This is a genomic window from Nocardia sp. NPDC051030, from assembly GCF_040683015.1.
Classification (GTDB): Bacteria; Actinomycetota; Actinomycetes; order Mycobacteriales; family Mycobacteriaceae; genus Nocardia.
In genome coordinates, this window is the sequence record NZ_JBFBCD010000006.1 from 339,291 (window position 1) to 364,711 (window position 25,421).

Genomic DNA, 25,421 nt, shown 5'->3' on the forward strand with positions numbered 1-25,421 from the left:
GGGAGGCGGGTCAGAACAGGCCCGCGAGGGCGGTGTCCTTGGCCTGGAGTTCGGCATTGCCGGTGTGCACCAGCTTGGCCGCGCCGCCGAGGGTGGTGTTGAGCTGGCCGACGTGGGTGTTCCACATGCGCTGGAGGTCGGCGAACGCCTCGTTGGCGTCACCCTTCCAGTTGTTGGCGACGAATTCCTCCACCTTGCGGTGGAAGGCCTCGAGCTCGTCGCGAATGCCTTCCGCCCGCTGGATGATGGCGACGGCATTGCTGGCGACGCCGTCGAAGTGCGCGGAAATGATCTGACCGTTGGCTGCTGCCATTGTTTTTCCTTTGCCGAGGAGTCGAAAGAAGAAGGGAACCGCTTAGACCGGGGGCAGATCGAGGCTGGAGATCTGCGCCTTGACCTGGGAGGCGTAGTCCTGGTCGTGGTCTTCGTAGTTCGAACCGACCTTGATGAGTTTCTCGGCGGTATCCATCAGTTTGTCGTTGAGCTTGTCCGCCTGGAAGTAGTAGCGCTCCATGAACGCATTGAAGGCGTCGGCCGCACCGCCTTTCCAGTTCGAGCCGGTGGTGATGTTGTCCTCATCGGATTTCAGCTGGGCGATCTTGCCCATCAGCATCTCGTGAGTGGTTTTGAACTCCTGGGCCTTGGCCTGGATGAGTTCATTACTGGCTTCGAATGCACCGGCCACGGTGCTCTCCTTTCGATTCGCGGGCGGTCGAACCCCGTCATGAGATTGGACGGGGGTCGCAGCCCTGCGGTTCCACCCCTGTTACAGCAATTCGCCAGCACACTATCGAAGGATGGGTGCCTCTGACCAGTGCTAACAGCGAACGGGTGAGAACCTGCACTCGAGAGGATGGTCACATGCGCGTCACCACGTGCTGTTTGCCAGCAGCGCGTACTGGGCGGATGCCCGCTGCTGAGCATCGGCCAGTTGATCACCTTCCACAGTGGCAACATATTGGCGATAGGTGACCGCGCAGCGGAATCGTTTGGTCGAATAATCATTCTTGATCAGGCTCTCGCCGCACTTGGCGTCGGGAATGCCGGGCGGCGCGTCGGCCACGCCCGGATACTGCTTATCCAGAACCACCGAAGCCAGTTTCAGTGCGGACGGAGTGTCGCGGGTGCGGAACAACATTGCGGCCGAGGACATGGCCGAGCTGAACGAAAAACGGTCCACGCCGGTCTCATTCGTGAGCCGAGTCCAGTACTCCTGATCCTTCGTCTGATGCAGGAACCCGCGCAACTCGAATACCGCCTGGGTCGAATTGTCCGGCATGCCGAATCCGTCCGGATTGAGCGTGCGGCGCATCATGCCGTCCGGATCGTAAGGCAGGCGCAGCATATCCTCGGGACTCAAGGGTTTCAGTGAATCCAGTAGTGGCACTTGCGCTTTGTAAACCTTTTCGACCAGACCGGTCAGTTGATCGAGGTCCGGATCCTTGACCCCCGCGAAGACCTGGATCACGTAGCTGCCATGGGCCATCGTCGAACCGATGGTGGGCACCGTGGGTCGCCAATGCGAATGCGCATCCGCGTAATTCGGCAGCGTGACATGCTGATTCGCGTCGGCGGCCACCGAGAAGTCGGTGTCGTCGATCTCCGCGGCCGCCTGCTTCGCGGCCGCCTCATCGGGGAACTGCATGACGAACACCTTGGTCAAGGCGCTGCTCGCCGGGGGCTTTCCCGATTTCTCCACCGCCGCCTCGCTGTGGCCGACGATGTAGCCGAACTGCATCTTGTTGCGCTCCAACACCGGTGCGTTGACATCAGCCAGGATCTTCGTCGCATCGTCGGCATCGAGGACGGCCCGCACGCCATTGCCGTACTTGAAGCGGGGGTCGATCTCCGGGCCCGTCACCACATGGCCCGCCAGGCGCATGGCCGCCAGCTGCCGCCCATAACTCAGCGAGTTGAAGTAGGTGTAGCGCATATCGAGTGGATCGGTGGGGTACTTGCCCACGTCCAGCTTGCGCACATCGGTTTCCCCGGCCTTGGCCGTACCGCTCACGGTCGACCCGTTCGCGGCCACCACCGCGCCCGTCACCACCAGTGCGGCGACCGCCGCGGCGGCCGCGATACCCAACCCTCGTGACAGCATCTTCTTCCTCGGCTCGGTCATCTCAGCCCGCATTCACGAGTAGGGCGTACTGCGCCGAAATACGTTGCTGCGCATCGAGTAACTGATTCGCGGCCACTTCGGCGGCATAGCGGCCGTGCGATACGTAGCAGTAGTAGGCGATATCGTATTTGGACGCGGAGGCGTACTTGCGGCACTGGGCGTTCGGCAGATTCTTGGGCGAATCGACCCGGACGAACTTCCGGGTGGTCTCCCCGCGCGAGGCGACGATCTTCGCCGCGCCCGCCGCGTCCTGGGCGCGGTACACGAAGTCGCCCCGCCAGGCCACGCGGTCCACGCCTGCCTCCTCGAACAGCTTCGCGTCGATCTCCGGTGCCCCGGAGATCTGTAGTCCGCCATGGCGGTCGTAGACGCCGGGGATGCCGCGCTTGGACTGATCGGTGACGACCGTCGACAACGAGCGGGCCAGCATTCCGTCCTGATCGGCCATCAGGTCCAGCAGCTTGTCCTGCGGCGTGGGCTGGAAGGCCGCGACGCGCGGCTTGATGGCATCGATGCTGCGCTCGGCACGGTCGATCAGCTTCGGCACGTCCGCCGTCTTCAGCTCGGACATGACGCTGTCGTAGACATAGCTGAGGATCACGTATCTGCCTGTGGCATACCAGGAGTGCAGCTGGCCGGGGCCGGAGATATTGTCCGTGGTGTAGGCAATGGCATTGGGGTACTTGGGAATCTGCACCTCCCGATTGCCGGCGTCTCCCGCGAGGTCCAAGCGGCCCATGGCGGTCGCCGCATCCGTGGCGGACTGCTCATCGGAGAAGAGCAGCACCACATTGTCGAGCTCGTAGGACAGGCTCCCGACCAGACTATCGCGGCCGGTGGTCACGAAGCCGGAGACGAATCCCTTGGCCGCCTCGTTCAGCGCGGCCGAATCGGCGGACGTCCGCATCCCCATGGCGGCCGAGGACATATCCATGAAGGTGCGGATCGCGCCACCCTGCGCCGACGGCGCGTACTTGGCCTCGGGGATGATCTCCGAGGGCAGCGGCAGCGCGTTCCCCAACCGCCAGGCCTCGACGATCTTGGCCATCTCGAGGCCGGTGACCTTGTCGAATGCCTTGGGCTGCGTGGGCAGATTGCCGACATCCAGGGCGGCCAGATCGATCGTGGGTTCGGTCGGAGTGGCCGCCGACGAGGAGTCGGAGCCACAGGCCGCGGTACACACGATGGCCACCGCCGTCCCCACGGCGAACACGGTTCGGCCGAACTTTCGCATCATTCCCCTCCCATATGCTTTCTACTTGATGCGGTTCTTCAATACCGGAACCAGCTTGCTGATCAGTGTCTGTTCGGAGTCGGGCGTCCAATTGCGCAGGGCGGCAACGGCACCCGGATCATCGAGCGGAATCACCACCGCGCGCGAACCGGTGATCTGATACGGCAGGCCGAGCAGCCCTCCGCCACCGGCCTTCTCATCACTGCGGACGGCGATGATGTACGAGTTGTCCGGCGCGTTCAGCGATTCGTAATCCCCCGGTGCGCGCGGCGACGGCTCATCGCCATTGCGGGTGTAGCTCAGGTTGTAGACGAAGCCCAGATCGGTGAGGAACTTGGTCTGCGCGGTCTCGTTCAGATAGATCGTGTACTTCCGCGACTCGGTGACATCGACCATGGTGATGGTCTTGCCCGCGAAGGCCGGATTGTCCTGGCGCGCCTTCTCTCGCGGCGACACGGCGCCCGAGGTGGGGGCGGCCGTCGAGGTGCCGGTGACGACCGCCTGGTTCTTGTCGTCGCCACCGGACAGCGCGAAGATGCCGATACCCGCGGCGAGCGCCACCGCGATCACGCCTGCACCCACACCCAGGTACAGCCCCTTGCGGCTCTTGGGTGGCGGCGTGAGATCGAAGGACCGGCTCGGCGCGGAAGGCGATGTGTGCGTCTGGGTGTGGGCCGACGGCCCACCCTGCGCGAAGAAGCCCGGCGCCGCGACCTGAATCGGATAGGTGGGAGAAGTGCTGGTGGACACCGGATTCCAGCCCGGAACCAGCGCATTGGCCGCGGCATCGGTGAAATCGCGGCAGGAATTGAAGCGCTCGGCCGGATTCTTGGCCAGCGCGCAGGCGAAGACGTGGTCGATGGCCTCGGGCAGATGCGGGTTCACGGCCGTGGCGCGCGGCGGCGGCTCGTGCAGATGCCCCATCATGACCAGCGCGGGTTGCGTTCCCGGATAAGGGTTCTGACCGGTCAGCAGCTTGTAGAAGGAGCACGCCAGGCTGTAGATATCGGCGCGGTGATCCAGGGGCTCACCGGCCAGCTGCTCCGGCGGGGCATAGGCGATGGTGGCGACGAAGCTGCCGGTCTGGGTGAGTTCGGTGGTGTCCTCGGCGGACTTGGCCACCCCGAAGTCGGCCAGCAGCGCGCGCTCCTCCTCACCATCGGAGGCGGAGAGCAGGAAGTTGGCGGGTTTGACGTCGCGGTGCAGCAGGCCCTTGCGGTGCGCGTAGTCCAAGCCGCGCCCCACCTGCGTGATGATGGACAGCGCGCGCAGCGGATTCATCGAGGTGGGGTCGCGCTTGAGTTCGGCGGAGGCGTCGGTGCCCTCCACGTACTGCATGGCGATCCAGAGCCGGTCGTTCTCCTCGCCGCGATTGTGCACCGCGACGATATTCGGATGATCCAGCCCGGCAACCACATTGGCTTCGCGCTCGAAGCGGCCACGGAATTCACGGTCGCGGGTGAGGTCGGCGGAGAGCACCTTGAGCGCGTCCATACGCGGCAGGCTGGGATGCTTCGCCAGGTAGACGGTGCCCATACCGCCGGCGCCGAGCACGCGGACGATGCGGTAGCCGCCCACGACGGTACCGGGACTCATCGCCATGGTTCGTGCTCCTGGATCAATCGGTGGGCTGGGCAGCTTTCCGCCGGAGCTTACTGGAGGTGCCCGGCGACTGTCGTGGCCGAATACCGACCCGGGTGACCCTGCCCAGGGACGGTGTCTCGACATTCGCACGATTACATGCTGTTGGCCAGCAGCGCGTACTGCGCGGCCACATGCTGGCGCGCATCCGCCTCATCGTCGCCGTTCACCACGCCGATGAAGCGTTTATAGGCCACGTAGCAGCGGTTCTTGTATTCGGACTCGGTGTCGCCCTTGCTGTTCAGCTTCACGCATTTCGCGCCGGGGACGTCCTTGGGGGCGTCGATGCTGTCGTAGTGGCTGTTCTCATCGGCGACCAGGGCGGCCAGCAGGACCTGTGCGCCCGCGTCGTCGCGGGTGCGGATCACCGTGGCGGTGTCGGCGGTGGCGAAGGCGTCCGCGCCGCTGTCGGTCACGGCCTGCTGGAGCTTGCCCTCGTCATTGGCATTGTCGACGATCTTGGTGGGGCCGTAGACGGCGAACTTGCGCGGATCCGGGGTATTGGCGCTGCGATCCTTGACCACCACCCGGGCCAGCAGATTATCCGGATCCACCTTCAGGCTGGACAGATTGTTCTGCGGTGTGGGAGTGAACTTTTCGAGCACGGCCACCTGGGCGTCGAGGGTCTTGCGCACCCAGGTGAGCAGATCCTGCTGATCGGCCTTCGGGCGTTCCACGAACAGCGAGATGACGAATTCCTTGTACGGCAGGAACGCGCCGACGGTCGCCACGCCGGGCCGCCAATGGATCAGGGCGTTCGGGTACTGGCTCAACGTGAGCTTCTTATTGATATCGGGCGCGACATTGAAGTCGGCGTCCTCGAGTTCCTGCGCGGCGGTCTTGGCGGTGCCCGCATCGGCGAAGCGCAGCACCATATCGGTGATGGTGGTGGCGTCGGTCGCGGTCGTGGTGCCGGGCAGGTCGGGGCGGTCGGAGCCGCTGGCCGCGAAGGCCGTGATCAGGTTATTGCGTTCCAGGACAGCCCGGGACGGGCCCGCGAGGGCGGTCTTGGTGGCGTCCTCGGCGTCGACGGTGGCGCGACCGCCGCGGCCGTAGACGAGGGAGGAGTCGACGCGGACGGCCGGTACCACGGCCTCCGACATGCGGAAGCCCTCCAGGAGTGCGCCCTTGCCCTTGGCGTCCTGGGGGTAGCTGTACTTGTCGACGGAGTAGGAACCGACTTCCAGTTTCCGGACGTCCATCTCACCGGCGAGGGGAGTGCCGCTCACACTACAGGCGGCCAGTAGCAGGGTGGTGATCGAAAGGCATGCGGCGAAGAGCGGTTTGCGTATTTTGCGAACCATGAGGTCCTCGTTCCTCCCGTACGGTGCATCCAAGGTAGCGGACCAGCGGCTCCGCCATCGGGTCATCGTGCGATGGCACCCCGACCGCAACATCGCTCCGCCACGTAACCTGGTGCATGTGCTGAACATCCCGTGCCGTGCTGACCTCGGGGGCCGGTTCCGTTGATGGATCGGCAGGTCGAGGTCGTCGCGGGCAACCACGTCGTCATGAGGGTCGCGGGGGCAGTGATCTTGGTGGCGCACCGCGAGCGCGGCAAACCGGCGCACGATTCGCGCGCCCTGGTGGCGGCGCGGGCCCTGGCGGACGTGGTCACCGAGGCGACCGAGCAGGCCCCGCAGGGCCCCGGCCGCTGGGTGGCCCGGCAGGCCACCCGCTGGCTCATGAAGGACGCCGAACGCATTTCCCCCGGTGAACCCGTCGAATTCGGGATCCTCTCCGCCGCCGAGACCGGTGGACTGGCCATCTTCCTGCACGGATCGGTCACCGCGGTGCTGGCGGGCGGCGTGCTCGAGTACTACCGGGGCAGCGATGCCGCCTTCACCGTGGACCGGGTCGCCGAACATCCGGCCACGGCGGCGGCGCTGTTCATCGAGGACGACAAGAAGCGGGTGCCGGAACTGCCCGAGCGCGGAATCGGTTCGCTCATAGAAGGAGTCGCGCCCGCGGTGGGAGCGGTCGTCTGGTTCGAGGGCGAGCCGGAACCGGTCAAGACCACCCCGGTGCACCGCAAGCGGCCCGAACCGGTCGCCCGCACCCGTGGCGACGATCCGCTGCCGGAGACCGCCGCCTATGACCCGGACCCGGACCGCTCGGACCCGATTCCGCTGGACCCCAACCTGATCCCCACCCGCACCTCCATGAACCTGCCCGCGGCACTGGACCCGGTGCTCGGCGAGGGAATCGAATCCTCCACCGCCACCAGCGGTTACGACCCGCGCGAGTCCGAGTTCGACCCGCATCACGCGCCCACCGAGGTGGGCACCGTCGGCGGCACCAATCCGGCCCCGAAGCCCGATCCGGATCTGCAACGCCGGCTCGAGGCCACCGCCAAGGCCAACGCACTCACCGTGAAGGTGCTCGGATTCAAGTGCGCGCGAGCCCATCCCAGCGATCCCCGCTCCGCGTTCTGCTCGGTCTGCGGCATGCCGGTCGACCAGACCCAGCAGGTCTCCGAGGTGATCCGGCCGCCGCTCGGCATGCTCGTGCTCGATGACGGCATGACCTACGTGCTGGCCGCCGACGCCGTCCTCGGCCGCGATCCGGAACAGTCCGAACCGGTGCAAAAAGGCCTGATCCCCTTGAAGATCGACGACACCTCCGGCGGCATGTCCCGGGCGCACGCCGAAATCCGCCTGGTCAACTGGGACGTCACCGTGGTGGACCGCGGCTCCACCAATGGCACCCGGGTACGACTACCCGGCTACCGGGATTGGGTTCGCCTGCAACCGAATCAGCCGATGACCATGATCGCGGGCAGCGAGATCATGCTCGGCAACCGGCTGCTGCGGCTGGAGCCGGTCGCGCCACCACCGTTTGGGTAAAACCTCAGCCTTTCGGGTGAACCGAAGTGGCGGTTACGAATAGCGCGCCTTGCAGGTGTTCTGATCGCCCAGTACGCCCGCGCGGAACGCGTCCACCCGGGAGAACCCGCTCGGCACCGTCTTGCCATCGGTATCGCTGGCCGCGAGGCCGTCGGTGAGCAGGCCCGATACCGCTTCGTCCAGGTCGCCCGCGGACAGGGTGATATTGCCTTCGGACTTGGATCGGTTGGGGTCGGCCAGTTTTCCGGTGATCACCCCGGACAGGCAGGCCGCTCGCAAGCCGACCTTGGGGCCGGTCATCGCCTGACCGGCGCTGTGCTGCACGGCCAGCGCGTAGCGGGAGATGAAGACGATGTAGGAGGTGAAGTCGCCGGTCACCTTGACCGGCAGGCCATCCTGTTCATCGCTGTTGGAGACCCCGCGCTCGTGCAGGGCGGGCACATCGGAGCCGATGGTGTTGGTGGCGGGGCAGTAGGTGACCGGCACGGTGTCGGAACCATTGCGGCACTTCAGCTTTGCCGTGGTGTAATCGTATTTGGGCTCGTCCGTGATCGGCATGATGGCGGCCATGGACTTGGCGAGTTCCTCCAGATTGGCCTGGTCCACATCGGAATCGCCGTGCGTGGTGTCATTGCCGAAGGTCTGCGGCAGTTTGCCGCGGCGGCGGTCGATCTCGTTCATATCGATGGCCTTGCAGCCCTTGGGGCCATCGGTGAAGCCGATCTGCATGGCCGTGACGCGTTCGAAGGCCGAACCGTGCACGCTGTCCGGGTCATCCGGATTGTCGTCGCGAATGGCGACCGTGGCGGCCAGCACCTGGTTCAGGCCATCGGACGTATTGATCGTGAAGTGTTTCGAGTTGCCCTCGGCCACATGCCGGATGAACGCGCCGGAGAAGCAGTCCGCCTGCTGCTCCTTGACGATCGTCGGCGTCTTGCGAGTCACGATGCCCGCCATGTCCTGGATGGCGTGCCCGTACTCGTGGGCCAGCACCGAGACCACGGCCATCTTTCCGAAGGATTCCTGCACGGCGGGCAGCAATACCGTGCGATCCCAGCCGACCGACCGGTCCAAGCTGCAGTAAGCGGCATTGACGAGTCGATAGGTAGTTTCCTCGCAGAACTTGACCTCCTGCGAGCGCGGCGCGCGGGCACTCCAGGACACCAGCCTGGTCACCCGGGTGAAATCACCCGAGAATTCCTTGGGGTACTCACCCTGCCAATAGGTCTCGATGTCCTCGATGGCGTTCATGACCAGGTGGTCCACCTCGCCGCCATCGGTATTGTCCGGTTTCACCGGGTTATCGGCGACGCCCGCCCGCGGCCCGCTGGGGCCGCTCGTGGTGGGCAATCCGGCCACCTTGAACGGATCGTCATAGATGGAGACGGCCCGTCCGTGAACAGTTCGTGTACATCCGGTCAGCATCATCACCACCAGGGCGAGGATCCCGAGCACGACCGCGGACCGTCGGATTCCCTTGCCTCGCCGCATCCGAACCGTCGCAGACCGGCGCAACGAGATCGCCTCCCCCTGGCGCATAGCCACCTCAACTCCTCGTAGGCAGGTCGGTCGTTCTCTCCCGGTATCGGGCAAATGGCCAACAAGCGCAACGCCGTAGTCCGGGGCTTCGCATATTATGCGGCCATGTCTTCACCGGGGGCGCAGCAGATCACCGTGCGTCATGATGGAACCGATCGGGTCTTCGACGCGACCCAGCAGATCACCATGGGGCGGGCGCCCGAGGTGACGCTGTTCGTGGACAGCCCGCTGGTATCCAGGGTGCACGCGACCCTCATTTTCGAGGCCGGCTCCTGGATGCTCACCGACAATGGGAGCACCAACGGTGTTTTCGTCGACGCCAGGCGCTTGAACAGCCCGGTCGTCATCAACCGGCCCACCCAGGTGCGGCTGGGCGACGCCATCAACGGGCCACTGCTGCATCTGGTGCCGCAGGGGGCGGGCAGTCCTACTCCGCCGCAACGCCAGCAGGACCGGCGCGTACCGCCGCCCCAGCAGAACCGGCCGCCGTCGCGGCCGCAACAGCCGAATGCGGCTGCCCCGCAGCCCAATGTGCACGCCCAGCGGCCGCCGGTGCAACCCTGGCAGAACCAGCAGAACATCCCGAGCGCACAGCAGCAGCGCCCGCCGACGCCGCAGCACAATATTCCGCAGCAGCACATCCCGAGTGCCCAGCAGCGTCCGCAGATGGGGCCGCAGCACAATATTCCGAGCGCGCAACAGCATCGGCCGCCGAGCACGCCGCCGCGCCCGCAGACGCCGAACCCCCAGCAGTCCGGACCCAATGTCCAGCAGGACATGCCGCTGCATCCGGACGTGCCGACCAATATGAACATGACCGCCAAGGCCAGCACCTCCATGCTGCCCCCCATGCGGGCCCGCTCCGCCGACGCTCAGGTCGCCAGCGCGGATCGACTGCCGCGCGGCGGCCTCACCATCGGCCGCACCAGCGACAACCAGATCGTGGTCAATGACCCACTGGCCTCGCGCAGGCACGCCCGCCTGGTCCCGGACCGGCAGGGCCTGGCCATCGAGGACCTCGGCTCGGCCAACGGCACCTTCGTCAATGGCCGCCGCGAACAGCACACGGTGCTGCGCGAACGCGACATCGTCACCATCGGCAATGTCGACTTCGTGGTCGAGCAGGGCACTCTCGTGCACCGGCAGAAGCCGGCCGCCGAACAGGGCCTGCACGTGCACGGCGTCGGATTCACCATCGAGGGCAATAAGCAGCTGCTGATCGACGTGAACATGACGGCCGGGCGCGGCTCGCTGACCGCGCTGATCGGTCCCTCCGGCGCGGGCAAGTCCACGCTGTCCAAGCTGATCGCCGGTGCGACCCGGCCCTCGGCGGGCGTGGTCACCTTCGAGGGCCGCAATCTGCACGCCGAATACGACGCGCTGCGCTCCCGCATCGGCATGGTGCCGCAGGACGATGTGCTGCACCGGCAGCTCACCGTCCGGCAGGCGCTCGGCTTCGCCGCCCAGCTGCGACTGCCCCCCGACACCAGCAAGGAAGACCGCAAACAGGTGATCGAGGGTGTGCTGAAAGAGCTTTCGCTCACCCAGCACGCCGACACCCGGGTGGACCGGCTGTCGGGCGGTCAGCGCAAGCGCGCCTCGGTGGCCATGGAGCTGCTCACCGGTCCGTCGCTGCTCATCCTCGACGAGCCCACCTCCGGCCTGGACCCGGCGCTGGACCGTCAGGTCATGACCATGCTGCGCGAGCTGGCCGACGCGGGCCGCACCGTCATCGTGGTCACGCACTCCGTGGCCTGCCTGGACATGTGTGATCAGGTGCTGCTGCTCGCGCCCGGCGGCAAGACCGCCTACGCCGGGCATCCGGGACGGGTGCGCGAATTCCTCGGCACCAATGACTGGGCGGAGATCTTCTCCCGGGTCGCCGCCGATCCGGATCGCGCCTTCGCGAACTTCCGCTCCCGCCAGACCTTCGCACCGCCGCCACCGGCCGCGAAGCAGATGGAACGGGCGAAGCCACCGAAATCCAGTGGGGTCAAGCAGTTCTCGACCCTGGCTCGCAGACAGTTGCGGCTGATCGTGGCCGACCGCGGATATCTGATCTTCCTCCTGGTGCTGCCGTTCGTACTGGGCGGGCTGTCGCTGGTGGTGCCGGGCAAGAACGGTTTCCACAAGGGTGCGCTGACGCAGATGCCGGACGGTTCGTTCGTGCTCACCGGCGGCAGCGAATCTCAGCAGCTGCTCGTCGTGCTGATCCTCGGCGCGTGCTTCATGGGTTCCACGCTCACCGTGCGTGACCTGGTCGGCGAGCGCGCCATCTACTTCCGCGAGCGGGCCGTCGGATTGCGTTCCGGCGCATACCTGATGTCGAAGGTGATCATCTTCAGCGTCGCGGCGTTGTTCCAGGCGGGCATCATGATGGCCATCGTGCTGCTCGGCAAGAAGCGGCCCGGACCCGGCGCGGCCATCTCGGCGGGCAGCCTCGAGCTCTACATCGACATCGCCGTGACCGCGGTCTGCTGTGTGGTGCTCGGCCTGCTGCTGTCCACCCTCGCCAAGTCCAATGAACAGGTGATGCCGCTGCTGGTGGTCATCATCATGTGCCAGCTGGTGATGGCGGGCGGCATGATCCCGGTGACCAATCGGCCTGTGCTGTCACAGATTGCGTGGCTCTTCCCGGCGCGCTGGGGGTATGCCTCCGGTGCGGCGACGGTGAACATACGAGACCTTTTCCCAGCTTCACAGGCGGATTCGCTGTGGAAGCACGAGGCCGCCGCCTGGGCGCTCGACGTCTCCATGCTCGGCGTGCTCACCGTGGCGCTGGCCCTGCTGACCTGGTCGCGACTGCGTTTGAAGAAGTCCGCCGCATGACGCCCGAATTGCCGGAATCGGCCGTCCCGGCGGAAGTCCGATCCCGCGTGTCGTGCGCGAAGAAGGCTCGATCGCGCACCGCGCGGATTCAGCAGGCACACTGATGGCTGTGACAGCTCGAGTCGGCGCAGTGCATCTCGGCTGGGACGTGGTGTCGGTGGCCGCCGGTGGCGGCGGCGCTGCCATTCGCCCGGTCCAGGTCGAAGGGACATACACACCGCCCGCCTATCTGCTGGCGGATTCGTCGGGGCGGTTGCATACCGCCGGCGTGGATCGGCGGCCCGATGTGGGCATCGCCATCGCGGATGTGCGCGACATCATCGGTCACCCGCAGATCGTGGTGGCCGGGGCGACCTGGCCGGCCGAACTGGTCTTCCGGGCGCGCATGCACAACCCCCTCGCCTCCATTGCCGACCACCTCGGCGCACAGCCCGATGTGGTCGCGCTGCCCTATCCGGACGAATGGCCGGACGGCAAGGTCGACGCGTACGTGCAACTGGTCGAGCAGCTCGGCGTGCTCGCCGAACCGCTGCCGGAATCGGTGGCGCTCTCCGGGTATGTGCGGGCGCTCGGACTGGTCCGGGCTCCCGGCCGCGGACCCGCCGTGGGTGCCGTCGGCGTCTACTCGGACGGGCGCGAATGCCTGGTCGTGGCCGTGCACGGCGATGACGAGCAGCCCACCGAATCGGTCAGCGTCGCGATTACCGCGGACGCCCTGCACGAGGCCCGCGCCGCCGACAATGTGGTGATCGAGGTGATGGCCGCGGCCCGCACCATCAATGCCGACACCTCCACCATCCTGCTGACCGGCAATGTGTGCTTCAACGAAGCCATCCGGCTGGCCTTCCGCAATCACCTCGGGCACCGATTCCAGGTGGCCGACCATCCCATGCACGCGCTCGTGCTCGGGGCCACGCATCTGCTGGTCGCGGACAGTGAGGGCGAATTCCCGGAACGTGAGGCCCGGCAGCCGAATTCGCCCGCCGCGTCGGCTCCCCACGCGCAATCGGCGCCGCCTGCGCAGTCGGGTCCTCTCGTGCAATCGGCACCGTCCGCGCAGTCGGCACCGCCCGCACAATCGGCACCGTCCGCGCAGTCGGCACCGCCCGCACAATCGGCACCGTCCGCGCAGTCGGGTCCCCTCGCACAGTCGGGTCCGTCCGCGCAGTCGAGTCCGCCCGCGCCGGATGCGGGCGGCGACGAGGGCCGCCGAGTCGATCAGGGCCCGCGCCATGTCGAGCCCAATGCCCCGGCCGGGATGCAGCCCATGCAGCGGCAGCCCGAACCGCTCGCACAGCAGCCGGAAATGGTTCCGCGGCATAGGGAATCGGCACAGGCGGCCGAATCCGAGGGTCCGGCCTCGGGCCCGCAGCCCGCGACCGACCCCGCCGGTGCCACTCGTCGGATCGGTGCCGAGGAACTGGCCGCACTCGGTGCGGCGGAAGCACCCGCGGGCGAAGGCGAGACGCGACGTATTGCACCCGAAGACGTTTCGTCCGTACCGGTCGCTTCCCGAGGCGGACTACCGCCGGGGCTGGAGGGCGTTGGCAGCCGGTTCACCCGGCCGCCCGGTACTCCGGCCGATGATCAGATGACGGCCGTGATGGGGCGTGGGCCGCAGTCGGGGCAGCCGGGCCAGCCCGGATACGGCGATACCGGTACGCCCGGATACGGCTCGCCGCAGCAGCAATCCGGTGCGGCCTATGGTCAGCAGGGTCCGACGCAGCAGTATCCCGCGGGTCCGCAACAGGGTCATTCGGGTGCTCAGCAGGGGCATTCCGGTGCTCAGCAAGGTCATCCGGGCGCTCAGCAGGGTCCGACGACCGGGCAATACGGCCAGGTGCCGGGTGGCCCGGCACCGTACGGGCAGCACGCCGCCGGAAGGATTCCCGGCCAGCCGCAGGGTCAGCCCGGCGGCTACCCGCAGCAGGGCCAGTACGGAGCCGCGGGTCCCGGCGGCTATGGCGCACAAGGCGGATACGGCCCCGGTGGTTCCGGAAACGCTCCTGGTCAGCCGGGCGCGGGGTACGGTGGGCCGATGCCGCCCAGTGGTTCTCGTCCGGAAGATGCCGCAGGGCAATCGGATTCAGAATCCGATGCGGAAGGCCGCAAGCCGCGCAAGGGCAAGCTGTGGGGCAAGGTGAAGGACAAGTTCACCGCCCCCATCGTGATCGGTGCGACCGCACTGACGGCGATCGGCCTGCAATCCGGTGGCGAGCCCGCACAGCTGGCGGACACGCAGACCTGCGCACTGACCCCATCCATCTCCGGCGCTCCCCAAGCGGGCATCGCCGATATCGGCGATCCGCAGGACCTGGATTGCCTACGCCTCGGCATCGACAATCTCCAGTACACGCTGCCCGGCCCGCCCCGCGGAGTGGACCCGGGCCCGCCGATGCTGATCTGACCGGTCGGCCTTCCGGCCGGTTTCAGATGAGCTATAGGCCGCTGGTATGGTGGCTCGTTGGCGTGCGGTACGGCCGGGGTTCTGCCCTGGTTGTCCAAACGAGCCCCGGGTCTCCACTAGCCGCTGGGAATCGCTCGACCGCGCGCTTGGCTGGCAAAACCTACGACAGACAGGGAATCACTGTGCCTACGTACAGCCCCAAGGCTGGTGACGTGACCCGCAAGTGGTACGTCATCGACGCCACTGACGTAGTGCTCGGCCGTCTCTCCGTGCAGGCTGCGAACATCCTGCGTGGAAAGAACAAGCCGACCTACGCCCCCCACGTCGATGGTGGCGATTTCGTCATCATCATCAATGCGGACAAGGTTGCCATCTCCGGCAACAAGCGTGAGGACAAGGTCCTCTACACCCACTCCGGCCACCCCGGTGGTTTGAAGGGTCGTACCGTGGGCCAGATCCTGGACACCCGCCCCGACCGTCTGGTCGAGCGTGCCGTCAAGGGCATGATCCCGAAGAACAAGCTCGGCAACCAGATCATCGGCAAGCTGAAGGTCTACGCGGGCCCGAATCATCCGCATGCCGCTCAGCAGCCCATTCCGTTCGAGATCAAGCAGGTGGCCCAGTGACCGCTCCTGAGGAATTCAACGAAGAAGAATTCGTCGTCGAGGACACCGCCGTCGAGGTTGTGGACGAGGACGGCTACGAGGGCGAGGCAGAGGCCGAGGACTTCACCGCTTCCTTCGCCCCCGTCGGGATCGATCGCCCGATCCAGACCGTCGGCCGCCGCAAGGAAGCCGTCGTTCGCGTGCGCATGGTGCCGGGTACCGGCAACTTCGTGCTCAACGGCCGCACCATCGAGGATTACTTCCCGAACAAGGTGCACCAGCAGCTGGTCAAGTCGCCGCTGGTGACCGTCGAGCGTGTCGAGAACTTCGACATCTACGCCCGTCTCGTCGGTGGCGGCCCGTCCGGTCAGGCCGGCGCGCTGCGTCTGGCGATCGCGCGTGCGCTGATCGTGGTTACCCCGGATGATCGTCCCGCCCTCAAGCGTGCCGGCTTCCTGACTCGTGACCCGCGTGCCACCGAGCGTAAGAAGTACGGCCTGAAGAAGGCCCGTAAGGCGCCTCAGTACTCGAAGCGCTGATTTTTCGTCGTATGGCTGTACCGTGTTCGGTTCCTCGCGGCACTGGGCACGGTACGGTTTACACGGCAACCTGTACGAGAGCAGGCTCCCTGCAACGGTTTTCGGTTCACACCGGGGATCTCTGGGGTGCCTGCTCTCGTGCGTTTTCGACCAACCAGGGGTGAGCTATGGGACGTTTGTTCGGCACCGATGGAGTCCGCGGGCTCGCCAACGACTCATTGAGTCCGGAACTGGCGCTGCGCGTTTCGGCCGCGGCGGCCCAGGTTTTGAGCACGGGCAAGGAGCGTCCGCTCGCCGTGGTCGGCCGCGACCCGCGCGCCAGCGGCGAAATGCTGGAGGCCGCCGTCACCGCGGGCCTGACCGCCGCGGGCGTGGACGTGGTTTCGGTGGGCGTGCTGCCGACCCCCGCGGTCGCTTATCTGACCGGCGTCTATGGCGCCTGCTTCGGCGTGATGATCTCCGCCTCGCACAATCCCATGCCGGACAATGGCATCAAGATCTTCGCGGCCGGCGGGCACAAGCTCGACGACAGCGCCGAGGACCGCATCGAAGCCCTGGTCGCCGAGGGGACGTTCACGCGCCCCATCGGCGCGGGCATCGGCCGCGTGCTCGGCCACCCCGGCCGACTGTTCGACGCCAATGACGCGTACAGCCTGCACGACACCCATGAACGCTATGTGGAGCATCTGGTCGAGGCGACCGGGCGCGACCTGAGCGGGATCACCGTGGTGCTGGACTGCGCCAATGGCGCGGCCTCCGAAGTCGGCCCCGCCGCCTACCGCGAGGCGGGCGCGACCGTGATCGCCATCAGCGCCGAGCCGGACGGGCTCAATATCAATGACGGCTGCGGCTCAACCCATTTGGGGCAGATCCAGCGCGCCGTCCGCGAGCACGGCGCGGATATCGGCCTCGCCCTCGACGGCGACGCCGACCGCTGCCTCGCCGTGGACGCGACCGGCGCGATCGTCGACGGCGACGCCATCATGGCGGTCATCGCCATGGCCATGGCCGAGTCCGGCGACCTCGCCGAGAAGACCCTGGTAGCCACCGTCATGAGCAACCTCGGCCTGCACATCGCCATGCGCGACGCCGGAATCGCCATGCGCACCACCGCGGTCGGCGACCGCTACGTGCTGGAGGAACTCCGCCGCGGCGGCTTCACCCTCGGCGGCGAACAGTCCGGGCACGTGGTCTTCCCGCAATTCGGCACCACCGGCGACGGCGTCCTCACCGGCCTGCGCCTCATGGCCCGCATGGCCGAAACCGGCCGCACCCTGGCCGATCTGGCGTCGGTGGTCGAGACCGTCCCCCAGGTCCTCGTGAACGTCCCGGTCTCCGACAAGGCCGCGGTAGCCTCGGCCCCCTCCGTCCAGGAAGCGGTGGCCGAAGCCGAACGCCTCCTCGGCGACACCGGCCGAGTCCTGCTGCGCCCCAGCGGAACCGAACAACTCGTCCGCGTCATGGTCGAGGCCACCGACCCCGACCGCGCCAACCGCATCGCCGACGACCTCGCCAAACTCGTAGCAGCCGTATAGAGGTGAGGGAGCACTGGTGGTGGGAATTCGTCCGGATTCCCACCACCAGAGCTCCCTGATCTTGGTGGCTAGTGGGCTTCGGTGAGGTGACCCGCGGTGATGTGCCAGCGGCGGGTGGCTCGGACAGTGTCGAGCATGCGGCGGTCGTGCGTGACGAGTAGGACTGTGCCGTCGAAGGATTCGACGGCTTCCTCCAGTTGCTCGATGGCGACCAGGTCCAAGTGGTTGGTGGGCTCGTCCAGGACCAAGAGATTGACGCCCCGGGCTTGCAGCAGAGCCAGGGCGGCTCGGGTGCGCTCGCCGGGGGAGAGAGTGTCATTGGGGCGCAACACGTGTGGGCCTCGGAGGCCGAATTTGGCCAGGAGGGTGCGGACTTCGGCTTCCGGCCAGTCGGGGACCTCGGCGCTGAAAGTGTCGGCGAGGGTGGCATTGCCGCGGAAGAGGCCGCGGGCCTGATCGACCTCGCCGATGGCTACGCCCGAGCCCAATGACGCGGATCCGCTGTCCGGCTTGGTTTTTCCCAGTAGGAGCGAGATCAGGGTGGATTTGCCTGCGCCGTTCGCGCCGGTGAGGACTATGCGGTCGCCGAAATCGACCTGGATGGTGATCGGGCCGAGGGTGAAGTCTCCGCGGGTGACCGTCGCGTTCGACAGGGTCGCCACGACCGTGCCGCTGCGGGGCGCGGTGGCGATGGTCATGCGCAGTTCCCACTCCTTGCGCGGTTCCTCCACCGCGTCGAGGCGTTCGATGCGCTTGACGGTCTGCTTGACCTTGGAGGCCTGCTTCTCGGTGGATTCCGCGCGGGCCTTGCGGCCCATCTTGTCGGAGTCCTGCTTGCTCTTGCGGCGGGCATTGCGGACGCCGTGTTCCATCCAGTTGCGCTGCATGTTCGCTCGCGCTTCCAGGCCCGCCTTGGTGTCGGCGAATTCGTCGTAGGCCTCGCGGGCGTGGCGGCGGGCGATCTCCCGCTCCTCCAGATACGACTCGTAGCCGCCGTCGTAGATGCCCACCTGCTGCTGGGCCAGGTCCAATTCGACAATGCTATTCACGGTGCGGGCCAAGAACTCTCGGTCGTGGCTGATCACCATGAGGGGTTCGCGGACGCCCGTCACGAACTGTTCCAGGCGGGCGAGGCCTTCGAGGTCCAGGTCGTTGGTCGGCTCGTCCAGAAGAAGGATATCGAAGCGCGACAACAGAACTGAGGCCAAGCCCGCCCGTGCGGCTTGGCCGCCGGATAGCACCGTCATCAGCGTGTCCAGGCCGTTCGGGAGGCTGGCGGCGAGCCCGAGATCGGCCGACACCTCATCGGCCCGCTGTTCCAGGTCCGCGCCGCCGAGGGCCAGCCAACGTTCCAGGGCGGGGGAGTACTCGTCCTCGCCGCCGTCGGCGAGCCGTTCCGCGGCGTCATCCATGACCTGCTGCGCGGCCGCGACTCCGGTCCGGCGGCGCAGGAATTCCAGCACCGTCTCGCCCGGAATCCGTTCGGGTTCCTGGGCCAGATAACCGACGGTGGCATCGGGCGGGCTGAGCGTGATCTCGCCCTCCGGGGCGTCGCCCTCGGCCAGCATGCGCAGCAGGGTCGACTTTCCGGCCCCGTTCACGCCGACGAGACCGATCACATCGCCCGGGGCCAGGACGAGATCGAGGTCGGAGAACAGGGGGCGTTCGCCGTGACCGGCGGCTAGTCCACGGGCATGCAGAGTGGTGCTCACCAGGGCGATTCTGCCGTGCTCGGGGTTTCACCCTGACCCCGACCCTACTGAAGTTCAGGGTCGGAATAGGTCAGGGGACCGATGTGCGATGAGATCGCGATCAGCAGAGTGGAGGTATGACAACTCCGATCACCACCAGCAAGCAGCTTCGCCGTTCGCCCGACGATCAGTGGATCGCCGGCGTCTGCGGCGGTATCGCCGAATATCTGGGCTGGAACGCCAATATCGTCCGACTGCTGTTCGTGCTGTCCTGTCTGCTGCCCGGACCGCAGTTCATCCTCTACATCGCGCTCTGGATCATCATTCCGAAGCGCTGAATATCCACACGCGCAGAGTTATCCACAATCGGCATGGAAGGGGCTGTGCGCTCCGACCGGGAGTGACAGGATGGTAGCCACGTCACTGCGGAGGAGCGCATACATGGTCACATCAGGTGATCTGCCGGGTCTTGATCTGCCGAATCTCGACGCCCACTCGGAACTGGGTGCCCTCGGTGCCATCGAACTAGAGCACCCGACCCAGGACATCGATGGTGACGGGCTACTCGACACCGTGACCACCACCAGCGACCATGCCATGCATGTCTGGACCGATCTGGATCACGATGGCATCGCCGATCACGTGACCGTCGTGGACACCGGCGGGGACTACGCGGCATGGGAGTTCCACCACCATTCGGACGGCACCACCGAATGGGTGCGCACCGATGAGGGGCGCCTCGGCAAATAGCCGCGCGCCACAGGGGATTCGAGGGGGGACACATGGGTGGATCAAACGTGCTCGGCGTCGACACCGACGCCCTGCGCGGCGCGGCCGCAACCCTGCGGGACTGCTCGGCCACACTGGATCAACAAGCACGCCTGGTCACCGAGCACGCCTTCGGAATCGGCAATGACCAAGCGGGCCGCAACTATTCGAAGCAGGGCGCGGCCATCCACACCGGCTTCGAACACATAGCTGCCTGCCTGCGCAACTGGTCGACGGCCGCAGCCACCACCTCCGCCGTATTCGACAGCGCGGCAAAGGAATACGACCGCATAGACGCCGACCGTGCCGCGGCCGTCACGGCGGTGCAGCCATGACCTTCGACCCCGGTGGCAAGTCCATCGACGAAATCCTCGACTACGGCGCGCCCGGCCTCCAGTACTGGGAGCACTTCCTCCCCCTCTACGAAAAGGCCTTCGGCTGCTCACCTCGCATCAAAGGTCTCCCCACCCTGCAAGCCGTCTACGACGAGCAGCGCAATACCGACCTCGCCGCATTGGATTCGGCCCGCAACCACATGGAGCAGGCCCTCACCGCCGCCGAAACCCAATGGTCCGCCTACCAACGCGTGACCCACGCCCTGCCCGCCGCCTGGACCGGCGGCACCGGCGCGGAAGCACTCACCGTCCTCTCCACCCAACTCCGCCGAGCCCGCGACGACCTCGACACCGCCCGAACCGCCACCACCGCCCTCGCCGCCATAGCAACCCCCCTCCGCCAAGCGGTACTCACCAAGGCCGAGGACACCCTGTCCCTCCTTCCCCGAACAGATAATGGCGCAGCCGAACCCACCATCGACGGCCGAACTCCCGCCGAGATCGAAGCCCTGATCGCCGATGACACCTCCGACTGGCTCACCAAGGTCTTCAAACCCGACGTAGAACACAAACTCGACACCTTCACCGCCACCTGCACAACCACCAACCAGGCCTTCGAATCCCACTACGAAACGGTCATCACCACCCTGACCCGAGTCCTGGACCTCCCCTACCCCCAACCCTCAGACCTGCTCATCCCAGCCTCGCCACCCGCCCTCGAATCAACGTCCCCCCAAGCACGTTCACCGCAGCCATACCTGCCCACCCAACCGCAATCGACCTGGCAACCCCAGTCGGCGGACCAGTCACAAGCATCGTCACCGTGGGCGTCGTTCCCTGCACAGTCCGCCCCGGATTACGCGCAGCCCCGAGCATCCACGCCGGATTCCGGTCGAGCGCAGCCATACTCGAACCCCCAGACTTCGACTTCTGACGAATCCTCCTTGGCCGAGACCGCGCCCTCATCCGGCTCCGCAGCCCCGGCTACGGAACAGCCACAATCGCTCTCGCGTCCCGAACCCTCGAGCGACCCGGCACCCGATCTGACCTCGGAAGCCACGACGGGCCTCACCGACCTCATCCGCTCCCTCGTCACTACCCTCTCGAGCCTCGACCTCACCAAACTCGGCTCCCTCACCGACCTCCTGGGCGCGCAGGACCCAACCTCCGATCCCGCACCGGGAGAAGACCCTCCGCCGACCGAGAACCCGCCCACGGACCAGGCAGATCCGCCGAGCGATCCGAATGACCCACCACCACCGGACGGATCACCGCCCACAGGTTGCCCTCTGCCCGCACCAGAGCAGACCCCTGATCCGACGCTCTCGGATGGCCAGACCCCGCCCGCCGACGGCATTGCACCGAATCCGGACAGCGCCACGCCACCCCCGAACGACGCTGCCCCGCCACCGAATTGCGTGCTGCCACCCGCCGACGCCGCAGTCCCACCCGAAGCTTGTGAGCCACCCCCGAACGGCACCGACCCCGAGAAGTGCACGCCCCCAGCCGAGAACGACGTCTCCTCGCCGCCAGACGCCGTGCCGCCTCCCGCCGGTCCCTCGTCACCTCCGGCGACCGATCCCGACTTATCCGACAGTCCGGATGCCCCTCGGAACCCATTGCCGCCCATGGGCGGCAGCGACCCATCCGTCGAAATCCCGGATGGGGGTGTGGAAATCCCCGAGATCCCGGAGTCGGCAACCCCCTGACCACCATCGCCCAGGGCGCACCCCTCCAGCTGGGCGGACACCCCGTTGCGGGTGATCCCGCCGAGCATGCGTTCTAAGCGAAGAGGCCGCGTACCAGCGGATTTCAACGATCGGCCGGAAATCCGCCAGGGCTCTGCTCCCACCGGACGCTGACGCCCACGATTCGCGTCTCTTTTGTTAGGCACGCCCAGACTGAGGATGACCCGCAGAGGGGGCGTGCCGAAAGAGGTGCGAGGTTACTTGCGGAGGGCTTGGACCAGTTGGAGGATGGGGAGCTTTTGGGGCTGTTCGGGCTCTTCGTCGATGGCGTTGGGGTCGACGACCTGGGTGTGGGGGATGAGGGCTTCGGGGTCGGCGAAGGGCTTGTATTTTTTGTCGCCGAGGACTTGGTAGTTGAGGTAGCCGACCAGGAGGGCTCGGGTGAGGCGTTCGGTTTTGGGTTCGTGTTTGCCTGCGCCGAGGGCGGCCAGGGCTCGGCGGCCTTCGACCATGCCATTGTGGGAGGCGCGGTCGAGGGAGCGGAGGATGGTGCCTTCGCCCCAGGCGGCGGCCAGGGGGATGGCGTTGGAGCTGACCGAGTCCTTGTCCTCCGCGCCGGTGAGGATCAGGGCGGGGATGTCGATATTCGGGGCCAGGGCTTCGGCGGAGGGAGCCGTGGGGGACGGGAACAGGGCCGCCACCGCGGCTACCTCGCGTTGGGAGGCGGCGATTACGGCCGCGCCCGCGCCCATGCCGTGACCGACCAGGGCCAGTTTCTTCGGGTGGACGCTGATATCGCCGACGCCCAGTCGCACGCCCGCGCAGATGTCGAGGGTGGTGAGGAGATCGGTGGCCAGGTTCAGGTGGGAGGGGATCGGGCCGCGCTCGGTGTCGGGCGCGGCGGCGACGTAACCCCACGAGGCCAGGTGTTCCAGTAGTCGGCGGTAGTTCCCGGCCCCGGCCAGCCACCCGTGCCCGAAGGCCACCGCGGGCAGGTTCAGCCCCTTCGCGGGGGTGTACACCACACCCGGCTGCCCGGCGATGCCGAGGTTGCCGCGCAGCACCTGATGGGGGCCGCGGGCGGTCAGGGTGCTCAGGAGCGATTTCACAGACGCCGACACGACGTAGAACCTATCCGATCCAGATGTCGTTGGGGCGTTTCGCCCAGTCCTGATCCCACTCGGGTTCATGTGCTTCACGAGCACGGTTAGGCTGGTGCCCCATGTGCGGAATCGTGGGGTATGTGGGGTACCGGGATGCGCTCGGCGTCGTCGTGGACGCGTTGCGCCGCATGGAATATCGAGGTTACGACTCCGCGGGGGTGGCAATCCTGGACGGCGTCGGGGGCCTCGCCGTGGAGCGCAAGGCGGGCCGCCTGGCGAATCTGGAAGCAGAATTGGCCGAATCCGGCACGGCACGTTTCGCGGGCAGCACCGGCATGGGCCACACCCGCTGGGCCACGCACGGCGCGCCGACCGACCGCAATGCCCACCCGCACCGGGATCTGGCGGGCCGGGTCGCCGTGGTGCACAACGGCATCATCGAGAACTTCGCCCCCCTGCGCCGCGAACTCGAGGATGCCGGGATCGAACTCGGCAGCGACACCGACACCGAGGTAGCCGTTCACCTGGTCTCCCGCGCCTACGCCTCCGGCGAGACCGCAGGCGATTTCGTCGCCTCCGCACTCTCGGTGGTCCGCCGCCTGGAGGGCGCGTTCACCCTGGTCTTCACGCACGCCGACCACCCGGACACGATCATCGCCGCCCGCCGCTCCACCCCGCTCGTGGTCGGCGTCGGCCAAGGCGAGATGTTCATCGCCTCCGATGTGACCGCCTTCATCGAACACACGCGAGAAGCCGTGGAACTCGGCCAGGATCAGGCGGTTGTCATCACCGCCGACACCTACCGCGTCACCGATTTCCACGGCGAGACCGACGGTGTGCAAACCCGCCCGTTCACCATCGACTGGGATCTGGCCGCCGCCGAGAAGGGCGGCCACGACTACTTCATGCTCAAGGAGATAGAGGAGCAGCCCGCCGGTGTCGCGGATACGCTCATCGGCCACTTCGCCGACGGCCGCATCATTCTCGACGAGCAGCGCCTCGCCGACCAGGAGCTGCGCGAATTCGACAAGGTGTTCGTGGTCGCCTGCGGCAGTTCGTATCACGCGGGCCTGCTCGCCAAGTACGCCATCGAACACTGGACCCGTCTGCCCGTGCAGGTCGAACTGGCCAGTGAATTCCGTTACCGCGACCCGATTCTGGACCGCTCCACCCTGGTGATCGCCATCTCCCAATCCGGCGAAACCGCGGACACCCTGGAAGCGGTTCGCCACGCCAAGGGCCAGAAGGCCCGAGTCCTGGCCATCTGCAATACCAATGGCGCGCAGATCCCCCGCGAATCCGATGCCGTTCTCTACACCCGCACCGGCCCCGAGATCGGTGTCGCCTCCACCAAGGCGTTCCTCGCCCAGATCACCGCCAACTACCTGGTCGGCCTGGCCCTCGCGCAGGCCCGCGGCACCAAATACCCCGACGAGGTGGCCCGCGAATTCGCCGAGCTGGAGGCCATGCCGAAACTCGTTGAGCGCGTACTCGAATCGGGCCCCCAGGTGCGCGCCCTCGCCCGCCAGCTCGCACACGTCCCGACAGTCCTGTTCCTGGGCCGCCATGTCGGCTACCCGGTCGCCCTCGAAGGCGCGCTGAAACTCAAGGAATTGGCCTACATGCACGCCGAGGGCTTCGCCGCTGGTGAACTCAAGCACGGCCCGATCGCCCTGATCGAGGACGGCCTCCCGGTCATCGTCGTCATGCCCTCCCAGAAGAGCCGCCCGGTCCTGCACTCCAAGATGCTCAGCAATATCCGTGAGATCCAGGCCCGCGGCGCGCGCACCATCGTCATCGCCGAGGAAGGTGACGACACCGTCCGCCCCTTCGCCGACGATCTCATCGAAATCCCGTCGGCCCCAACCCTCTACCAGCCGCTCCTGTCCACCGTCCCCCTCCAGATCTTCGCCGCCGAGGTGGCCCAGGCCCGCGGCTACGACGTGGACAAGCCGCGCAACCTGGCGAAGTCGGTGACGGTCGAGTAGGCCATCGAACAGCAAAGAGCCCCGCACCTCATCGGAGACTGCGGGGCTCTCTCGTTCCGACCCGTCCTATTCGACGGTGACCGTCCCCTTCATATCCGGATGCAGCGGGCACAGGTACCGGAACACACCCGGAGTGGTGAAGGTGTAACTCCACTGCCCCTTGGTGATGATCGGACTGTTGATGCCCAGCGCCACATCCCCGATCCCCTGCACCGCATGCGGCTTGCTATCGGAGAACTTCCAGGTCACGACATCCCCGGCCTTGACCGTAAGCGCAGCCGGAGAAAACTTCATATCGGCGACCTCCACCGTCACCGTGGCAGGCGTACGCGGCCCCGATGCCGGGCCCGCCGAGGTGGAAGCCGCCACCGAAGTAGTGGAAGCGGTGCTGGTCGACTTGTCCGACCCACATCCACCGGCGACCAGCGCCCCGGCAACCACGGTCACAAGGAACAGGGCACGCACAGACGAGAAGCGGCGGATTGACATGCCAGCCAGGGTAACCGCCACCGTTAGCAGGCAATTCGCGGGCCGCCCCCCGACGCCGAGCG

The 25,421-nt window shown here is 66.7% G+C and carries 21 protein-coding genes; 11 read left to right on the top strand and 10 right to left on the bottom strand.

The window, feature by feature from the left end:
- Window positions 1-10 precede the first annotated feature (10 nt).
- The 6 genes from AB0N05_RS22320 to AB0N05_RS22345 all read right to left on the bottom strand — a co-directional run bounded on the left by AB0N05_RS22320 (window position 11) and on the right by AB0N05_RS22345 (window position 6,301).
- Entirely contained in the window at window positions 11-313 is a 303-nt protein-coding gene (locus AB0N05_RS22320) for a WXG100 family type VII secretion target (protein ID WP_364697353.1), read from the bottom strand.
- 42 nt (window positions 314-355) lie between these two features.
- Window positions 356-685 (bottom strand): WXG100 family type VII secretion target, encoded by a 330-nt coding sequence (locus tag AB0N05_RS22325; protein WP_364697356.1) that lies wholly within the window; start codon window positions 683-685, stop codon window positions 356-358.
- Window positions 686-868: 183 nt separating this feature from the next.
- On the bottom strand, window positions 869-2,122 hold the full coding sequence (locus AB0N05_RS22330) for a hypothetical protein (RefSeq protein WP_364697358.1): 1,254 nt from the start codon (window positions 2,120-2,122) through the stop codon (window positions 869-871).
- Between the two features lies 1 nt (window position 2,123).
- Window positions 2,124-3,359, bottom strand: coding sequence for a hypothetical protein (locus AB0N05_RS22335; protein WP_364697361.1), 1,236 nt, complete (start codon window positions 3,357-3,359; stop codon window positions 2,124-2,126).
- Window positions 3,360-3,377: 18 nt separating this feature from the next.
- Window positions 3,378-4,958: a protein kinase gene (locus tag AB0N05_RS22340; RefSeq protein ID WP_364697364.1), complete on the bottom strand. Its 1,581-nt coding sequence runs from the start codon at window positions 4,956-4,958 to the stop codon at window positions 3,378-3,380.
- A gap of 134 nt (window positions 4,959-5,092) precedes the next feature.
- The gene (locus AB0N05_RS22345; protein WP_364697367.1) at window positions 5,093-6,301 is read right to left on the bottom strand and encodes a hypothetical protein; all 1,209 of its coding nucleotides are present in this window, start codon (window positions 6,299-6,301) and stop codon (window positions 5,093-5,095) included.
- 165 nt (window positions 6,302-6,466) lie between these two features.
- Here AB0N05_RS22345 and AB0N05_RS22350 point away from each other — a divergent pair, with 165 nt between their 5' ends.
- Complete coding sequence (locus tag AB0N05_RS22350; protein WP_364697370.1) at window positions 6,467-7,843, top strand: FHA domain-containing protein; 1,377 nt, start codon at window positions 6,467-6,469, stop codon at window positions 7,841-7,843.
- Window positions 7,844-7,876: 33 nt separating this feature from the next.
- On the opposite strand, the gene AB0N05_RS22355 is transcribed toward AB0N05_RS22350, so the two are convergent.
- Complete coding sequence (locus AB0N05_RS22355) at window positions 7,877-9,334, bottom strand: neutral zinc metallopeptidase (RefSeq protein WP_364697899.1); 1,458 nt, start codon at window positions 9,332-9,334, stop codon at window positions 7,877-7,879.
- A gap of 153 nt (window positions 9,335-9,487) precedes the next feature.
- Between AB0N05_RS22355 and AB0N05_RS22360 the strand changes: the two genes are divergently transcribed.
- The 5 genes from AB0N05_RS22360 (at window position 9,488) to glmM (ending at window position 17,297) form a co-directional block, all read left to right on the top strand.
- Entirely contained in the window at window positions 9,488-12,211 is a 2,724-nt protein-coding gene (locus AB0N05_RS22360) for an FHA domain-containing protein (RefSeq protein ID WP_364697373.1), read from the top strand.
- Between the two features lie 109 nt (window positions 12,212-12,320).
- Window positions 12,321-14,618: a hypothetical protein gene (locus AB0N05_RS22365; protein ID WP_364697376.1), complete on the top strand. Its 2,298-nt coding sequence runs from the start codon at window positions 12,321-12,323 to the stop codon at window positions 14,616-14,618.
- A gap of 182 nt (window positions 14,619-14,800) precedes the next feature.
- Complete coding sequence (gene rplM, locus AB0N05_RS22370) at window positions 14,801-15,244, top strand: 50S ribosomal protein L13 (RefSeq protein WP_364697379.1); 444 nt, start codon at window positions 14,801-14,803, stop codon at window positions 15,242-15,244.
- Window positions 15,241-15,762 (top strand): 30S ribosomal protein S9, encoded by a 522-nt coding sequence (gene rpsI, locus AB0N05_RS22375; RefSeq protein ID WP_364697382.1) that lies wholly within the window; start codon window positions 15,241-15,243, stop codon window positions 15,760-15,762. The genes rplM and rpsI overlap by 4 nt, the downstream gene beginning before the upstream one ends.
- A 167-nt stretch (window positions 15,763-15,929) precedes the next feature.
- On the top strand, window positions 15,930-17,297 hold the full coding sequence (glmM, locus tag AB0N05_RS22380; RefSeq protein WP_364697386.1) for a phosphoglucosamine mutase: 1,368 nt from the start codon (window positions 15,930-15,932) through the stop codon (window positions 17,295-17,297).
- A gap of 68 nt (window positions 17,298-17,365) precedes the next feature.
- On the opposite strand, the gene AB0N05_RS22385 is transcribed toward glmM, so the two are convergent.
- On the bottom strand, window positions 17,366-19,009 hold the full coding sequence (locus AB0N05_RS22385; protein ID WP_364697388.1) for an ABC-F family ATP-binding cassette domain-containing protein: 1,644 nt from the start codon (window positions 19,007-19,009) through the stop codon (window positions 17,366-17,368).
- Window positions 19,010-19,125: 116 nt separating this feature from the next.
- On the opposite strand from AB0N05_RS22385, the gene AB0N05_RS22390 reads away from it, so the two are divergent.
- From AB0N05_RS22390 to AB0N05_RS22405, 4 genes are all read left to right on the top strand, one after another.
- Entirely contained in the window at window positions 19,126-19,326 is a 201-nt protein-coding gene (locus AB0N05_RS22390) for a PspC domain-containing protein (RefSeq protein WP_364697392.1), read from the top strand.
- A 103-nt stretch (window positions 19,327-19,429) separates the two neighbouring features.
- The gene (locus AB0N05_RS22395; protein ID WP_364697395.1) at window positions 19,430-19,738 is read left to right on the top strand and encodes a DUF6802 family protein; all 309 of its coding nucleotides are present in this window, start codon (window positions 19,430-19,432) and stop codon (window positions 19,736-19,738) included.
- A 32-nt stretch (window positions 19,739-19,770) separates the two neighbouring features.
- Window positions 19,771-20,091: a hypothetical protein gene (locus tag AB0N05_RS22400; protein ID WP_364697398.1), complete on the top strand. Its 321-nt coding sequence runs from the start codon at window positions 19,771-19,773 to the stop codon at window positions 20,089-20,091.
- Complete coding sequence (locus AB0N05_RS22405; protein ID WP_364697401.1) at window positions 20,088-21,800, top strand: hypothetical protein; 1,713 nt, start codon at window positions 20,088-20,090, stop codon at window positions 21,798-21,800. Before AB0N05_RS22400 ends, AB0N05_RS22405 begins: the two co-directional genes overlap by 4 nt.
- Before the next feature lie 236 nt (window positions 21,801-22,036).
- Here AB0N05_RS22405 and AB0N05_RS22410 read toward each other — a convergent pair whose 3' ends face one another.
- Window positions 22,037-22,900, bottom strand: coding sequence for a dienelactone hydrolase family protein (locus AB0N05_RS22410; RefSeq protein ID WP_364697403.1), 864 nt, complete (start codon window positions 22,898-22,900; stop codon window positions 22,037-22,039).
- A gap of 101 nt (window positions 22,901-23,001) precedes the next feature.
- Here AB0N05_RS22410 and glmS point away from each other — a divergent pair, with 101 nt between their 5' ends.
- Entirely contained in the window at window positions 23,002-24,870 is a 1,869-nt protein-coding gene (gene glmS, locus AB0N05_RS22415) for a glutamine--fructose-6-phosphate transaminase (isomerizing) (RefSeq protein WP_364697406.1), read from the top strand.
- Between the two features lie 66 nt (window positions 24,871-24,936).
- Here the strand turns inward: glmS and AB0N05_RS22420 are convergent, their stop codons facing one another.
- Window positions 24,937-25,359 carry a cupredoxin family copper-binding protein gene (locus tag AB0N05_RS22420; RefSeq protein ID WP_364697409.1) on the bottom strand — a complete coding sequence of 141 codons (423 nt, stop codon included), beginning with the start codon at window positions 25,357-25,359 and terminating at the stop codon, window positions 24,937-24,939.
- Window positions 25,360-25,421: the final 62 nt, after the last annotated feature.